The organism is Streptomyces aurantiogriseus (genome assembly GCF_014649375.1).
Classification (GTDB): domain Bacteria; phylum Actinomycetota; class Actinomycetes; order Streptomycetales; family Streptomycetaceae; genus Streptomyces; species Streptomyces aurantiogriseus.
Map to the genome: position 1 here is coordinate 1 of NZ_BMSX01000039.1, position 14,339 is coordinate 14,339.

Here is a 14,339-nt window from a genome sequence, read left to right on the forward strand (position 1 = left end):
TCGCCGTCTGCCTGATCACCCACCGCCATGTCCAACGCCTTTGTTAGGACCTCTAAGCCGGGGGCGCGCAACGATTCCGGCCGCTCGTGCGTGATGATCCTTCGAGCACCGTCACGTCATCCAAGGGACCTACTCATGCGCGCCGTTCCGATCACCGTCTCCGCCCTCGCCGCCGCGTTCCTCCTCACCGCCTGCGGCGGCGGGGACGACAACAGCTCCTCCGGCGGCGAGAAGAGCAAGGCCGCCTCCGGCTCCGCCTGCGCCGCCGGTGACCTGGGCATGGAGGTCGGCGCGGTCAACGCCGCCCCCGCCGCCGGGGACACCGGCAACGTCACCGTCACCATCACCAACAACGGCGCCGAGTGCACCCTGGAGGGCTTCCCCAAGGTCGAGCTCGAAGCCGACGGCACCACCGTCGCCGTCCCCGAGGACGAGGCCGCCGCCCCCCAGAAGCTGACCCTCGCGGAACAGGCCACCTCCTCCTTCACCCTGACCTACGTGCGTGGCGAGGAGGGCGGCGAGCAGAGCCTCGCGGTGAAGAAGGTCAAGTACGGGCTGCCGGGGGGCTCGGCGGACCAGAGCTTCGACTGGTCGTACGGCGCGATCGCACTGAAGGGCGAGGACACGCCGGACGCTTCGGTGAGCGGCTTCCAGCAGGCCGGGGACTGAGGCGGGCGGGGTTCGACGCGTTGGGCGGGCTCCGGTACGTCGGCCGCTCCGGTACGTCGGACCGGCCCCGGTACGTCGAGCCGACCCCGGAACGTCGAGCCGACCCCGGTACGCCGGATCGGTCCCGGTACGTCGGACCGGTCCGGCGCATCGGACCGGCCCCGGTACGTCGGGCTGGCCCCGGTACGTCGGGACGCTCCGTCGCGGGGGAAGAGCCGAGGGGGTCAGGGGGCGGGTTCGCCGGACGAGCCTGGGCGCCCGGGACGGGCCGCCGCGCCGGGTATCTCGGCCAGGGCCGGACGGGCCCGGTGACGCCGAGTGACACCGGGTCGGCCCGCACCGGCAGACACGTGCGGGTGCGCCGGGCAAGACCGCGCGCGTCAGGGACACCAGGCGAGTCCGGCGAAGTGTCGGGGCCGCTCAGGTGCCTCGGAGGCGGCCGGATGCCTCGTAGACACCGGGTCGCGCTCGACGAGCCCGGAGACGTCGGACAGGGTCGGGGTGCCCGAGCAGGCGTCGGGGCAGGGCGGGCCGTCCGGGCGGTCGGCACCGCCCCTGTGCGGCGGGGACCAGTGGTGCCAGAGCAGGCGGCCGTCCGTGAGCGGCGAGGACCCGTGACGCCAGGGCGGTCGGCTATCCGTACGCGGCGGGGACCGGTGACGCCAGGGCGGTCGGCTATCCGTACGCGGCAAGGACCGGTGGACCGTCCGGGCAGTCGGCACCGTCGCTGCGCGGCCAGGACCGGTGGTGTCAAGGCAGGCGTGGTCTGGAATCCATCCGGGCCCGGTCCGCGGCCTCCGCGCCCTCTGTCCAGCCCGCCTCGTCGGTGATGCCGCGCAGGCGGGTGGTGACCGTCTGGGGGAACATACGGTCCGTGGCCGCCGTGACCGCCACCTCGCGGGTGGCGAGGACCGGAAGCAGGTCGTCGGTGAGCTGGGTTTCGGCGGCGGTGGTCAGGCGGGTGCCCATGCGGTGGGCGTAGGCCGCCAGGAAGGACTGGCGGAAGGTCTTGGTGCGTTTGCGGCCGGCGGACCGCTGGGCCGCCTCCGCCGTCGTCATCGCCGACTGGGCCTGCACCAGCAGTGAGGTGTACAGCAGTTCCACCACTTCCAGGTCGGCCTCGAAGCCGACGACCGTGGAGAAGCAGAAGGCCTCGTTCCACACCGCCCGGCAGTGGTTGGCGTCGGCGACCGCGTCCAGCAGGACCGCCTTGGCCTGCTCGTACGGCGGCTCCACGCCGATGCGGCAGGCGCCGGGGGCGTCCGGGGCCGGGGCCTGGGCGTCGAGCAGGGCCTCGTCGACGCTGTGCCGGGCCATCAGCTCCTGTGCCTTCGCGGTGAGCGCCTCCGCCTCCTCCGGATACCCGGTCGCCTCCGCCTTGGCGAGCAGCGCGCGGATACGGGTGAGCATGCGGGAGCCGGAGTGGGAGTGCCGGCCCGGCTGCGGTTCCTGGAGGGGTTCCAGGGCGGGCAGGCGCAGGAGCAGGCGGTAGAGCTCCAGGGTGGTGGTGGCCTGGGAGAAGCGGTCGGTGCGGGGTGGCAACTCCGCGGTGAGCTCCTCCAGTTGGGCGCTCCAGCGCCGGCCGCGGGGGCGGTCCTGGCGGGCCTGTGCGCGGATCAGGGACGCGAGCAGGCGTACGTGGACCTCGTCCAGGTCGCGCCGTACGAGCCGTACGACGTCCGCGGGCTGCCAGCCGCGCCGCCAGGCCGCCGCCACGAACTCCTCGCCGCGCCGGGCGAGCTCGGCGTCCGCCGCCGGGTCGGCGGCGAGGAGGGAAGCCCCCGTGTCGAGGGCGGTGTCGTCGGATGCGTGGAGGGCGGTCCGGAAGGCGCGGTCGACGGTCGTGGGCGTACTGCTCATCCCGTGATGGTGTCACGCGCGCGTGGCGCTCTTGGTGCCCGCGTCAGGGCTGTGCCCCTCAGGGCTGTATCAGGGACAGCGCCTTGTTCAGGGCCTCCGGGGCCGGGCACGGGACGTCCGGGCGGACGCCGGTGCCCTCCCAGTTGGTGCCGGAGACCGGGTTGACGGAGCGGGCGACCGGGATGGTGACCTCCAGGTGCGGGTGGACCGTCCAGCCCTCGCGCGGGTGGGCGCCGCCGCGGGTGGCCTCACCGACGATCACCGCACGACCGAGCTGCTGGAGGTTGTAGGCCAGTTCCTCGGCGCCGGAGAAGGTGTCGGGGCCGGTGAGGACGTACACCGGCGTGGGTGCGCTCGTCCAGCAGGTAGCTGCAGACGAAGGAGACGGTCTCGGGGTCACCGCCGCGGTTGGCGCGCAGGTCGAGGATCAGGGTGTCGGCGCGAGAGACCTGGCGTCAACCCGGGGTTGACGACCCCAGGGTGTCAACCTACGGTTGACACATGACCTCACGACAGGAACCCACGGCATCCATCCGCCTCGACGACCTCATCGACGCCATCAAGAAGGTCCACCCGGAACCCCTCGACCAGCTCCAGGACGCGGTCATCGCGGCCGAGCACCTGGGTGACGTGGCCGACCACCTGATCGGCCACTTCGTCGACCAGGCCCGTCGCTCGGGGGCCTCCTGGACGGACATCGGCAGGAGCATGGGCGTGACCCGGCAGGCCGCGCAGAAGAGGTTCGTGCCGAAGGAGTCGGCCGACCTCGACCCGAGCCAGGGCTTCAGCCGGTACACCCCGCGCGCGCGGAGCGTGGTCATGGCCGCCCACAACGAGGCCAGGTCCGCCCGCAGCGCCGAGGGCCAGCCCGTCCACCTGGTCCTCGGCCTGCTCGCCGAGCCCGAGGGCATCGCGGCGAAGGCCCTCGCCGAGCAGGGCGCCTCCGCGGACGCGGTGCGCGAGGCCGCAACGGCCGCACTGCCGCCCGCCGCCGACGAGGTGCGCGAGCTCATCCCCTACGGCTCCGACGCCAAGAAGGTCCTGGAACTCACCTTCCGCGAGGCGCTCCGCCTCGGCCACAACTACATCGGCACCGAGCACATCCTCCTGGCCCTCCTGGAGTTCGAGCACGGCAAGGGCGTACTGAGCGGGCTCGGCGTCGAGAAGGCCGGGGTGGAGCGGTACGTCGAGAAGGTTCTGGCCCAGGTACTGAAGGCGCGGGAGCAGCAGCAGGAGCAGGGGGAGGACAACGGCTGAGGGCCGTTGTCAGACCCCCCTGTCACACTCGCAGCATGGCCGATCGGTGGGTGCTCGCTCCGGCCGAGGGTGGTGGTGTGGAGCTCGCCGCCCTCGGTCCGGACGGGCTGCCCGTGGGGCCGGTGGTGCGGGAGGCGGATCTGGTGGCGGCCGTGCGGAGGCGGCCCGGTGTCAGGCGGTGGATCTGGCGTTCCACGGCCGAGGTGTATCCGCGTCTGCTCGCCGCGGGGGTGCGAGTCGAGCGGTGCTACGACGTCGAGGACGCCGAGACGCTCCTCCTGGGCCACGAGGGGCGGCACGGCGAACCCCGTTCGGCCGCCGCCGCGCTGGCCCGGCTGCGCGGCGGGCCCGTACCGCCGGACCCGCCGCAGCGCTCCGCCGCCCCCGGCGCGCAGTCTCCGCTGTTCGAGCCGGAGGACGCCGGGCCGCCGCTCGCCGACCTCCTCGCCGTGTACGCCGAACAGCAGCGACGGCACGACCGGGCGGAGCATCCGGAGCGGATGCGGCTGCTGACGGCGGCCGAGTCGGCGGGGATGCTGGTGGCCGCCGAGATGAACCGGGCCGGGCTGCCATGGAGTGCGGAAGTCCACCGCGCGGTGCTGCACGATCTGCTCGGCGAGCGGTACGCGGGCGGGGGCGAGCCCCGGCGGCTGGCCGAGCTCGCCGACGAGGTGTCCGCCGCGTTCGGGCGGCGGGTGCGGCCCGATCTGCCCGCCGACGTCATCAAGGCCTTCGCGCAGGCCGGGATCAGGATCAGGTCCACGCGGCGCTGGGAGATCGAGTCGATCGACCATCCGGCCGTGAAGCCGCTGGTCGAGTACAAGAAGCTGTACCGCATCTGGGTGGCCCACGGGTGGTCCTGGCTGCAGGACTGGGTGCGGGACGGGCGGTTCAGGCCCGAGTTCCTCGCGGGCGGGACGGTCACCGGGCGCTGGGTGACCAACGGCGGGGGCGCACTGCAGATCCCCAAGGTCATCCGGCGGGCGGTGGTCGCCGACCCGGGCTGGCGGCTCGTCGTCGCCGACGCCGACCAGATGGAGCCGCGCGTGCTCGCGGCGATCTCCCGGGATCCCGGACTGATGGAGGTGGCCGGTCGGGAAACCGACCTCTACCAGTCCGTCTCCGACCGCGCCTTCTCCGGTGACCGCGCCCAGGCCAAACTCGCCGTGCTCGGCGCGGTCTACGGCCAGACCTCCGGCGACGGCCTGAAGAACCTCGCCGCCCTCAGACGCCGCTTCCCCAAGGCGGTGGCCTACGTCGACGAGGCGGCGCGGGCGGGTGAGGAGGGGCGGCTGGTGCGGACGTGGCTGGGGCGCACCTGTCCCCCGGCGGCCGGGACGGACACCTCCGGCGAGGAGGCGGGCATCCCCCAGGACGACCCGGCCGAGCAGCCCGCCGAGGAGGGGTGGACACCGGGCTACGCCTCGACCAACGCCCGCGCGCGCGGCCGCTTCGCCCGTAACTTCGTCGTCCAGGGCAGCGCCGCCGACTGGGCCCTGCTGCTGCTCGCCGCGCTGCGGCGCACCTGCGCGGACATGGCGGCCGAGCTGGTCTTCTTCCAGCACGACGAGGTGATCGTGCACTGCCCGCAGGAGGAGGCCGAGGCGGTCGTCGCCGCGATCCGGGAGGCGGCGGACCTGGCCGGACGGCTGACGTTCGGCGAGACGCCGGTGCGGTTTCCGTTCACGACGGCGGTGGTGGAGTGCTATGCGGACGCCAAGTGATCAACTGCCCTCGGTGAGCAGCTCCCTGAGCTCGCGTGCGACCGCCTTCTCGTCCGTGCCGTCCAGCGCGGCCAGCGCCTGCCGCCACTCCTCCCGCGCCCGCTCCGGGCGGCCCCGCTCCCTCAGCAGGAGACCCTGCTGGTGCCGGGCCAGTCCCCCCATGTAGGGGTCGGCGCGGGCGTCGGCGCGGCGCAGCAGTTCGGCGCACTCGCGGGCGGCGTGGTCGGTGCGGCCCAGCAGCCGCAGGGCGCGGACCAGACCGAGCCGGGTCTGGGACTCGCCGTGCCAGTCGCCGTGGCCGCCGAGGATGCGCAGGCTCTCCTCGAAGTGCGGGAGGGCGGCGGCCGGTTCGCCGAGGGTGAGGTGGGCGTAGCCGATGTTGCAGTGCGCCGAGTGCTGGACGAGGACGGCGCCGATCTCCTCCCCGAGCGCGAGCGAGCGCCGGTGCTGCTCGATGGCGGCGCGTGGGTCTGTGTGCTCGTACAGATTGCCGAGGTGGCTGTACGTCACGGCCTCGCCGTGCGGGTCGTCGAGCTGGCGGGAGTACTCCAGGCTCTGCCGCAGCGCCCGGCCGGACTCCTCGTACCGGCCGAGGCTCTCCAGCAGCAGGCCACGGTTGTTCAGGCAGCGCCGGATCCAGGACAGCCGGTCGAGCCGCCGCCAGATCGTCAGCGCCCCGTCGTTGAGGGCGAGGGCGTCGTTCTGGCGGCCGGTCAGGAAGTGCAGGCCGGCGAGGTCGCCCAGCGCGTACGCCTCGGCCGCCTCGTCACCGAGCCGGCGCGCCACCCGCAGGGCGGTCCGGCCGAGCACCTCCATCTCGGCGACACGGCCGCTGCGCTGGAGGTAGGGGAAGAGGAGGCGGAGCAGGGTGGAGACGAGGGGGTCGTCGCCGTCCCCGGTACCGCCTGTCCCTGCCGCCTCCCTCGTCTCGCCTGCCGTGCTCTCCACGAGGGCGACGATGTTCTCCAGCTCCGTGTCGCCCCAGGCGAAGGCCTCCGCGGGGCCGGCGAAGGGCGGTACGTCCGTCACGCGGGCCGCGTGGGCGGGCGGCTGGGCGGTGGTCGGCCGACGGCGGTCGTCCTGGTCGAGGCCGGGTTCGACGATGGCGGTCAGGGCGCGTTCGGCTACGGCGGCGTACCAGCGCAGGGCGTTCGAGGGGGTGTCGGCGGCGCCGTCGGCCTCCGCGAGCTCGTGGGCGAAGTCCCGTACGAGATCGTGCGGGGTGTAGCGGCCGTACGCCGTCTCCTCCAGGAGGGCCACGTCGACGAGGCGGTCGAGGGCGGCCTCGGCGCGGCGCACGTCGGTGCCGGTGAGCCGGGCGAGCAGCGGGGCGCCATAGGCGGGCAGGTCGAGGGTGCCGATGCGGCGCAGCGCGACGGCGGCGTCGCGGTCGGCCTCACGGTAGGAGGCGGCGAGGGCGTCGTGCGCGACGGCGAGGGAGCGGCGGACGCTCAGGTCGTCGTACTCCAGGTGGTGCAAACGGCTCTCGGCGGCGGCGAGTTGGGATGCCAGGACGTCCGGGGTGAGGGCGTGGCGGGCGGCGAGGCGGGCGGCGACGACGCGCAGGGCGAGCGGGAGGCGTCCGGCGAGGCCGACGAGGGCGTGGCCCGGGCCGAGACCGTCCCGTCCGGACACTGCGCGCAGCAGGGCCGCGCTGTCCTCGTCGGAGAGCGGCGCGAGCGGGAAGCGGTGGGCGCCGTCGAGGGCGGTGAGCGGGGAACGGCTGGTGACGATCACCGCGCAGCCCGGCCCGGCCGGCAGCAGCGGACGCACCTGGGCCGCGTGGGCGGCGTCGTCCAGCACCAGCAGCGTGCGGGTCGGCGCGAGCAGGGTGCGCAGCAACGCGGCCGCCGCGTCCGGGTGTTCGGGGATGCGGCGGGGGTCCGTGCCGAGGTCGCGCAGAAGAGCGGCGAGGGCCTGGCCGGCGGTGAGGGGGGTCATACCGGGGGTGGCGCCGTGCAGGTTGATGTAGAGCTGACCATCGCTGAAACGTTCCCTCAGCTGGTGGGCGACGTGCAGCGCGAGGGCGCTCTTGCCCACGCCGGCCGTACCGCTGATGACGAGGGGGCCTGCCGGCGGCTCGGCGGCGAGGGTGCGGTGGAGTCGGCGGAGGGTTTCGGTACGGCCGGTGAAGTGGGCAGGGGGCGGGGGGAGCTGGGCGGGGCGGGGAGTGGGCGGGGGTGCGGCCGGGGTGGCCTCGGGGCCGACGGGGGTGGTGTCGGCGGCCGGGGTGGTCTCGGGGCCGACGGGGGTGGTGTCGGCGGCCGGGGTGGTCTCGGGGCCGACGGGGGTGGTGTCGGCGGCCGGGGTGGGGTGGCCCCCGGCGGCAACCCCGGAATCGGAACCTGGGGCAACCCCCGAGTCGGCCCCGGAGACAGGCCGCGCGCCGGACCCGAGGGCAGGCCTGGAAGGGGACCCGGAGCCAGGACCGGGGGCAACCCCCGAGTCGGCGCCGGAGGCAGGGCTGCAGGCAGCCCGCGAGTCGGCACCGGAAGCGGGCCCGGAGGCGGCCCCGGAGGCGCCGGAAGCAGGCACGGGCGTGGCTGCGGAGTCGGCGGCGTAAGCACGCCCGAGGGCCACCCCTGAGCCGCCGGATACAAGCCCGCGGGCGACCCCCGAGTCGGCGCCGCAGGCAGGGGGCGGGGACGCGGGGCCCGGGGCGAGGCGGGGTTCGGTGGGTGCCGAGCCGCCCTCGGTTGTGGAGGCCCCCTCCCCCGCCGCCGCCCCGCGCAGCACCTCCACGTGGGCCTCCCGTACTCCCGGGCCCGGTTCGATGCCGAGTTGGTCGATGAGGCGGGTGCGCAGGTCGCGGTGGACGGCGAGGGCCTCGGCCTGGCGGTCGGTGTGGTGGAGGGCGAGCATGAGCTGGCGGTGGTAGGCCTCGCGGAGTGGGTGTTCGGCGGTCAGGGCCGTCAGTTCGGGGACAAGGCGGTCCAGGCGGGTGCCGCCGAGGGCCAGTTCGGCGTCGTAGCGCCACTCCAGGAGGAGCAGGCGGGCCTCGTTCAGGCGTCGGATGAAGGCGTAGCCGCCGAGTTCGGCGGGGAGGCCGGTGAGCGGGGTGTCCCGCCACAGGGCGAGGGCGGCCGCGCACTCGCGGATGACGCGTTCCCAGTTGCGGGCGGCGTGTGCGCCGCGGGCCGCGGCGACGTGGCGTTCAAAGACATGGACGTCGAGTTCGCCGTGTTCGACCCGCAGTTGGTAGCCGGGCGGCACAGCCCGCAGCCGCCGCGGGTCGTCGAGCAGCCGGCGCAGCCGGGTGACGTGGTTGTGCAGCGAGGCCTGCGCGGACGCCGGCGGTGCGCCACCCCACAGCACCTCCTTGAGCGACTCGACCGGCACGATCCGGCCGGCGTCGAGCAACAGCGCGGCCAGCAGGGCGCGCACTTTGGGGCTGCGGATGGGCAGGGCGGCCGGGAGGGAAGCGGCCGGGAGAGGAGCGCCGGGGAGAGGAGCGGCCGGGAGGGGAACGCCGCCCAGCGGAATGTCGGACGGAACGCCGGACGGGACGTCGGAGGCGTACGTGTCCCGATACGGGGCGGTGTCGAGGCCGCGGTCGGGGTGGGGGGCGGGGGCGGTGTCGGCGTCGTACAGGACCGGTGGGCCCAGCAGTCCGAACCGCAGCTCGTACCGCTGCATCACGCCGACCTTCGTCCTTCCGCGCCGTGTCGCGCCGTGTCGCGCCGTGTCGCGCCGTATCGCGCCGTTGGCGGATTTCCGCCCCCGCACGGCGGTATTCCGCCACCTCGTCACTGCCGGTCCACCGCCGGGATCGGCCGCCGTTCCGGCCTCTTCCCGTGGCCGTCCGGCGACTTCAGGCCAGACGACCAGCGACAACGCGGAGAACCGTTGGCCACATGTTAGCGATTCGTTGGTGCGGCCTGATGTGATCACAACATCGGAGCCGGCCCGACGGTGCGCGCGTTGAACGCGATACTCGGGGGAGTGTCGCCGCCGTGGCCGGATCCGGGGCGCGTGTGGGCCCCGGTCGGCAGAGGTGACCGACCGGGGCTCGCGCCCGATTCCGGGACCGGGCGTGACCGAAGGGTGCCCCGCGTTCAGGGCGTCAGATGATCGGGGGCCTGCCCAGCCGGGTCAGGCGCCACACCGTTCGCCAGCGCATGGGCCGTCGTGCGCCGGCCGGCTCGCGCAGCCCCTCCGCGAATCCGCCGAACCAGGCCTTCAGACCGCCGAGCGAGCGCGTCCGCAGGAGCGTGACGAGGATCCACACGCCCAGGTGCACCGGGATGAGCGGCAGCGGGAGGTTGCGCCGGACCAGCCAGACCCGGTTGCGGGCGGTGACGCGGTGGTAGATGGCGTGCCGGGCGGGCGAGGTCTTCGGGTGCTGGAGGAGCAGTTCGGGCGCGTAGAGGATCCGCCAGCCGGCGTCCGTCGCGCGCCAGGCGAGGTCGGTCTCCTCGTGTGCGAAGAAGAACTCGGCGGGCCAGTCGCCGGTCTCGTCGAGCATCGTCATGCGCAGGGCGTGGCCGCCGCCGAGGAACCCGGTCACGTATCCGCCCTGCATCGGGTCGGACGCGCCGACCCTGGGCACGTGCCGCCGCTGGGTCTCGCCGTTCTCGTCGGCGATGCGGAAGCCGACTATGCCGAGGCGGGGGTCGGCGGCGTACAGGTCGCGGACGCGGCGCAGGACGTCGGGGTCGACGAGCAGCCCGTCGTCGTCCAGTTCGACGACGACGTCGACGTCGCCGTACTCACGGAGGCGGGCGAGGGCGACGTTGCGGCCGCCGGGGCAGCCGAGGTTCTCGTCGGTCTCGATGACGGTGACCTCGCCGGGCAGGGAGAGCCGGTGGGCGAACTCGTGCAGTCGGCAGCAGTTGCCGACGATCACGATGCGCGCGGGCGCGACGTCCTGCTTGGCCACGGACTCCAGCAGGGCGTCCACCTCGGCGGGCCGGTTGCCCATCGTCACCACGGCAACGGCGATCCTCGGCTCCACCACGTCCCACACTCCGTCCGGCCCGCGACGGCGACCGCGTCCCGTGCGGGGCCCGTCGTTCACCTAGATGTTGCCTCAGGTGGGGACGTTGCTCTGACCCCTACTCATTTTGCTTCCCTTTTATGCCGGTTCTCCCTGCGGTGCAGGGGGCGCCGGTGCGGGTGCTCGGCTGAGTGGAGCTGCTTCGGCGGTCGGCCGAGCACCGGACGCGGGCGGCGGCGTCAGGGGCGTTCGCCGTCGAAGAGGTCTTCCGCGGTGGCGGCGTGCACGGCGCGCTCGGACCAGACGGTGAGCTTCTCGAGGTCGGTGCAGGACTCGACACGCTCGCGGACGGCGTCCGGCACGGGGATGCCGCGCAGCTCCAGGATGCGGAGGGTCATCTCGGCGCGGTCTTCGATCCGGCCTTCTTCCCGGCCTTCTTCACGCACCTCCTCGGCGAGCGGGTGTCGCCAGAAGTACTGCATCGCCGTCATCATGTCCCTCCACATCTGCCGGGCCTGGGGGTCTGCCAGGCACGAGTCGACGAACTGCGCGAGAACCGCGGCACTGTCGCGGTCGATGGTCCGCAGGGCGGCTTCCAGCGATTCCAGTATCGCCGGGGCCTGCCGTCCACGGCCGTGCGTCATGGCCGAGAGTGCCGCGAGGGGTGGATCCTGCTTGGCCTCCCGCTCGGTGGCGATCACGGGCACGTTGTCCGGGCCGAGGACGAACGGCCACACCGTCATCGACGGCCGCGCTGGGACTCCGACATGAATCGGCTCCGCCGCCCAGCGGGCCGTGGCACGGCTCTGTGTGACGACGATCAGGACCGGCTCACAGCGGTACTTCTCACGCAGGTAGCCGAGGTAGTACGGCCAACTGCCACGCTTGCGGTCGTCCGGCTTGCCCTGCGACTCCACCACCAGGAGGTAGCTGCCCTCGCGGGTCTCGGCCCGCAGCAGCGTGTCCACGCGCCGTTCGATGGGCTCGATCTCGGTGAGGTCGACGTTCATGCCGGCAAAGTCGTACGGCTCGGGGAAGGGAACGTGTAACACCTGCTGGAGCGTCCGGGTGAGCAGCGCGGGGTCCTTCTGGAAGATCCGGTGCAGCGCCTCGTGCGACGAGCCGACCATCGGCTCTCCTTTCTGTCCGACGTGATCAACGAGCTACGCCGCGGGAAGGTCGCACCACACGAGCTTGCCGCGGTGCCCGAGCCGGGACAGCGGCTGCCAGCCCCATACGTCGGCGCAGGCGCGTACGAGGGCGAAGCCGCGGCCGTTCTCGGCGTCGGCGAGTTCCTCGGACTCGCCCGGCGGCTCGGGGGGTTCGGGGTCCGTGTCCCAGGCGCCGATCCGCAGGATGCCGTCGCGGTAGCGGACGCGGAGGCCGGCGGGGCCCTTGGTGTGCAGTACGGCGTTGGAGACCAGCTCCGAGGCCAGCAGCTCGGCGGTGTCGGCCAGGTGGATCAGACCGTGGAGAGTGAGGATCAGGCGCAGGGTGCGGCGGGAGACGGGGACGGCTCTGGGGTCGTTGGGGATGTAGAGGGAGTACTCCCAGGAGTCGGGGGTGGGGTCGTTTTCGAGCATGGGTCAGCTCCAGGTGGAGGGTGGGTGGGATGGCGCGCGGTGGCAGTGCCGCAGCCGTTGTGGCAGGACGGGGCGGTGCGCTTCCGTAGCGTGTATGTCGCGTAACTGAAGGTAGGGTCCAAGCTTGGTCCGACGCAACCTGCTGCCCTAATCTGCCCACGAACGAATGAGGGAGGAAGCTGTGGCTCGGAGAACGCAGGTGACTGCTCGTCAGGAGCGTCTGGGCGCCGAACTACGCAAGCTCCGCGAGGCGGCGGGACTGAAAGGCCGCGAAGCCGCAGCGCTACTGGGGACCGATGCGGGGCGACTCAGCCAGATCGAGTCCGGTGTCGCGGGCGTGAGCGAGGAGACCGTGCGTCGATTGGTCTCCCATTACGCCTGTGACGACCTCGAGTTGACCGGCGCACTGGTAGCCATGGCGACCGAGCGGACGCGGGGCTGGTGGGAGGAGTTCCGGGGTCAGTTGCCCACCGCGTTCCTGGACCTCTCCGAGTTGGAGCATCACGCAACCTACTACTGGGAGGTGAGCTTCCTGCACATCCCCGGGCTCCTCCAGACCGAGGCCTACGCCCGTCGAGTCCTCGGACACCGGGTGCCTGAACTGCCAGCGCCCGAACTGGACTTGCGGGTCCGGCACCGGTTGGCGCGGCGCGTCATCCTGGACAAACCCATGCCGTACACGGCCGTGATCCACGAGGCGGCACTGCGCATCAGGGTGGGTGACCGAGCAGCGGCAGGTGTCCAGCTCGCCCACATTCTGGACCTTTCCGAGTGGGACCACGTCACCGTGCGCGTCATCCCCTTCGACCTGGACGGCTTCGCCGGCGCCGACAGCGCGATGGTGTACGTGGGCGGCGTGGTCCCCAAGCTGGACACCGTCGTACGCGACGGGCCACACGGGACGGCCTTCATCGACTCCGAGGCTCAACTCGGTCGCTTTCGAACGCTCTTCCATAGGATGGAAGCCGCGTCGCTCAGCCCCGAGCGTTCCCATGACTTCATCCGCACCCTGTCGAAGGAAGTGTGAGGCGCACGATGAACACCCCCGCCAACTGGCAGAAGTCCTCCTTCTCCGGCAGCGGAGACGGCAACGCCTGCCTCGAACTCGCCTCCACCCCGACCACCCTCCACCTCCGCGAGAGCGACACCCCGACCACGGTCCTCACGACCACGCCCACCGCCCTCGCCCACCTCCTGGCCGGCATACGGGCAGCTGCTCCTCCCTCTTCCCTGACCATCGGCTGAACTCGGGCACGCTCCCAGAAGTCCGGAGGGAAGAACGGGCAGCCCAGTGTCCCCTCACGGAGACCCAGAACGACGTCCGGCGAAGACTGTCGCATCAGCTGGAACCTCAACTTCCCCGTCTCCACGATGAGCGTGGGCCGTTCGCGGGCGACCTTGTGCAGAGGCTCAGGCCGACGCCGCTACAGGTCCTCCGCCAACACGGACGGCGGCAGCTGCGGCGCGTCGTCCAGACCGGCGCGCGCCAGCCACCGAGCGATCTCGTCGCCGTGGGCTCCGGAACTCGTCGCGCGGGCGACCGCCTCCGCCGCCTGGGGGTCCTGCCCTCCGTCACGCCAGATCAACTGCAGCGGCCACACGGGATATTCGCCCGGGCTGTCGTCGAACGCCGTCCAGTTCCACGGCACCGAGAATCTCCACATACGGCCTTCGCTGTCGGCCACTTCGTCGCCGTCCACCAAGAACGCGTAGGGCCGGTATATCAATTCCGACTCGATCGGCTCGTCCCCGTCCGGGTCCAGAGTGAAACCGATCTCCTCGGCGAATGGGGGGACGGGGACCCCGTGGGCCATGAGCGACACATAGGTGCGGGGCCGGGGCAGCCAGCCGACGTCGAGTGGCTCCGGAAATTCGGCGACATGGATCACGTAGGCGACCGTCTCGGGAATGCCGACTTCACACACACCGTGCCGCTCGATCGCGTCACTTGGTGAAACGACCTGGAACGGCTCGATATCCCAGTCGGGCGCCTCCGGTGTGCGCGGAATGTCACGCAATCCGTTCCACTGCATCAATGAGTTCGGGTCGATCGCGTTCCACGGCCACTGCACCGTCACGTATTGAGCAGAGGCCTCCGCGACCACAGCCTCACGGGGAGAACACCTGAGAGTCACGATGTCGCCGGTGCGGACGCCTGCGAGCGCGCCGACGCCGGCCCGGCCAGTGGTTTCACCCATGGGTCAGTCCATTTCCGATCGCTGAGATTGTTGCACGTCCTCACTACTGGAAGCCCGTCGATCAGTCAACAGCGGAGACGGCCCACCAGGGGCTCCTGGTGGGCCGTCTCTC

Annotated in this window: 12 protein-coding genes; 5 read left to right on the forward strand and 7 right to left on the reverse strand. The window is 72.6% G+C overall.

All coding sequences use genetic code 11. The features are described 5' to 3' along the window. The first annotated feature begins 135 nt into the window (after nucleotides 1-135). Nucleotides 136-669 (forward strand): DUF4232 domain-containing protein, encoded by a 534-nt coding sequence (locus IE263_RS44875; RefSeq protein WP_189943916.1) that lies wholly within the window; start codon nucleotides 136-138, stop codon nucleotides 667-669. 750 nt (nucleotides 670-1,419) lie between these two features. On the opposite strand, the gene IE263_RS44880 is transcribed toward IE263_RS44875, so the two are convergent. Further along, on the reverse strand, nucleotides 1,420-2,529 hold the full coding sequence (locus IE263_RS44880) for a DUF2786 domain-containing protein (protein ID WP_189943917.1): 1,110 nt from the start codon (nucleotides 2,527-2,529) through the stop codon (nucleotides 1,420-1,422). Between the two features lie 58 nt (nucleotides 2,530-2,587). Further along, nucleotides 2,588-2,869 (reverse strand): S41 family peptidase, encoded by a 282-nt coding sequence (locus IE263_RS44885; protein WP_373312287.1) that lies wholly within the window; start codon nucleotides 2,867-2,869, stop codon nucleotides 2,588-2,590. Nucleotides 2,870-3,030: 161 nt separating this feature from the next. Between IE263_RS44885 and IE263_RS44890 the strand changes: the two genes are divergently transcribed. Together IE263_RS44890 and IE263_RS44895 are read left to right on the forward strand one after the other, a co-directional pair. Then, nucleotides 3,031-3,786, forward strand: coding sequence for a Clp protease N-terminal domain-containing protein (locus tag IE263_RS44890; RefSeq protein ID WP_189943918.1), 756 nt, complete (start codon nucleotides 3,031-3,033; stop codon nucleotides 3,784-3,786). A gap of 35 nt (nucleotides 3,787-3,821) precedes the next feature. Continuing rightward, a complete protein-coding gene (locus tag IE263_RS44895; protein ID WP_189943919.1) occupies nucleotides 3,822-5,510 on the forward strand; it encodes a bifunctional 3'-5' exonuclease/DNA polymerase in 1,689 nt (562 codons plus the stop codon). Here IE263_RS44895 and IE263_RS44900 read toward each other — a convergent pair whose 3' ends face one another. The 4 genes from IE263_RS44900 to IE263_RS44915 form a co-directional block, all read right to left on the reverse strand. Further along, nucleotides 5,511-9,146, reverse strand: a complete 3,636-nt coding sequence (locus tag IE263_RS44900) for an AfsR/SARP family transcriptional regulator (RefSeq protein ID WP_229911528.1) — start codon at nucleotides 9,144-9,146, stop codon at nucleotides 5,511-5,513. It lies immediately after the preceding gene. Nucleotides 9,147-9,573: 427 nt separating this feature from the next. Beyond that, on the reverse strand, nucleotides 9,574-10,467 hold the full coding sequence (locus IE263_RS44905) for a glycosyltransferase family 2 protein (RefSeq protein ID WP_189943920.1): 894 nt from the start codon (nucleotides 10,465-10,467) through the stop codon (nucleotides 9,574-9,576). Between the two features lie 218 nt (nucleotides 10,468-10,685). Then, complete coding sequence (locus tag IE263_RS44910; RefSeq protein ID WP_189943921.1) at nucleotides 10,686-11,576, reverse strand: hypothetical protein; 891 nt, start codon at nucleotides 11,574-11,576, stop codon at nucleotides 10,686-10,688. 33 nt (nucleotides 11,577-11,609) lie between these two features. Continuing rightward, nucleotides 11,610-12,029 carry an ATP-binding protein gene (locus IE263_RS44915; RefSeq protein WP_189943922.1) on the reverse strand — a complete coding sequence of 140 codons (420 nt, stop codon included), beginning with the start codon at nucleotides 12,027-12,029 and terminating at the stop codon, nucleotides 11,610-11,612. 181 nt (nucleotides 12,030-12,210) lie between these two features. On the opposite strand from IE263_RS44915, the gene IE263_RS44920 reads away from it, so the two are divergent. Further along, nucleotides 12,211-13,056, forward strand: coding sequence for a helix-turn-helix domain-containing protein (locus tag IE263_RS44920; RefSeq protein WP_189943923.1), 846 nt, complete (start codon nucleotides 12,211-12,213; stop codon nucleotides 13,054-13,056). Between the two features lie 8 nt (nucleotides 13,057-13,064). Next, nucleotides 13,065-13,274, forward strand: a complete 210-nt coding sequence (locus IE263_RS44925) for a DUF397 domain-containing protein (protein ID WP_189943924.1) — start codon at nucleotides 13,065-13,067, stop codon at nucleotides 13,272-13,274. Nucleotides 13,275-13,453: 179 nt separating this feature from the next. Here IE263_RS44925 and IE263_RS44930 read toward each other — a convergent pair whose 3' ends face one another. Then, nucleotides 13,454-14,227: a hypothetical protein gene (locus tag IE263_RS44930; RefSeq protein ID WP_189943925.1), complete on the reverse strand. Its 774-nt coding sequence runs from the start codon at nucleotides 14,225-14,227 to the stop codon at nucleotides 13,454-13,456. Nucleotides 14,228-14,339 lie beyond the last annotated feature (112 nt).

Excerpts from the sequence above, each read along its gene's own strand:
- IE263_RS44925 (WP_189943924.1), top strand. The coding sequence starts at position 13,065 with ATGAACACCCCCGCCAACTGGCAGAAGTCCTCCTTCTCCGGCAGCGGA.
- IE263_RS44895 (WP_189943919.1), top strand. The coding sequence starts at position 3,822 with ATGGCCGATCGGTGGGTGCTCGCTCCGGCCGAGGGTGGTGGTGTGGAG.
- IE263_RS44930 (WP_189943925.1), bottom strand. The coding sequence starts at position 14,227 with ATGGGTGAAACCACTGGCCGGGCCGGCGTCGGCGCGCTCGCAGGCGTC.
- IE263_RS44875 (WP_189943916.1), top strand. The coding sequence starts at position 136 with ATGCGCGCCGTTCCGATCACCGTCTCCGCCCTCGCCGCCGCGTTCCTC.
- IE263_RS44910 (WP_189943921.1), bottom strand. The coding sequence starts at position 11,576 with ATGGTCGGCTCGTCGCACGAGGCGCTGCACCGGATCTTCCAGAAGGAC.
- IE263_RS44880 (WP_189943917.1), bottom strand. The coding sequence starts at position 2,529 with ATGAGCAGTACGCCCACGACCGTCGACCGCGCCTTCCGGACCGCCCTC.
- IE263_RS44915 (WP_189943922.1), bottom strand. The coding sequence starts at position 12,029 with ATGCTCGAAAACGACCCCACCCCCGACTCCTGGGAGTACTCCCTCTAC.
- IE263_RS44890 (WP_189943918.1), top strand. The coding sequence starts at position 3,031 with ATGACCTCACGACAGGAACCCACGGCATCCATCCGCCTCGACGACCTC.
- IE263_RS44900 (WP_229911528.1), bottom strand. The coding sequence starts at position 9,146 with ATGCAGCGGTACGAGCTGCGGTTCGGACTGCTGGGCCCACCGGTCCTG.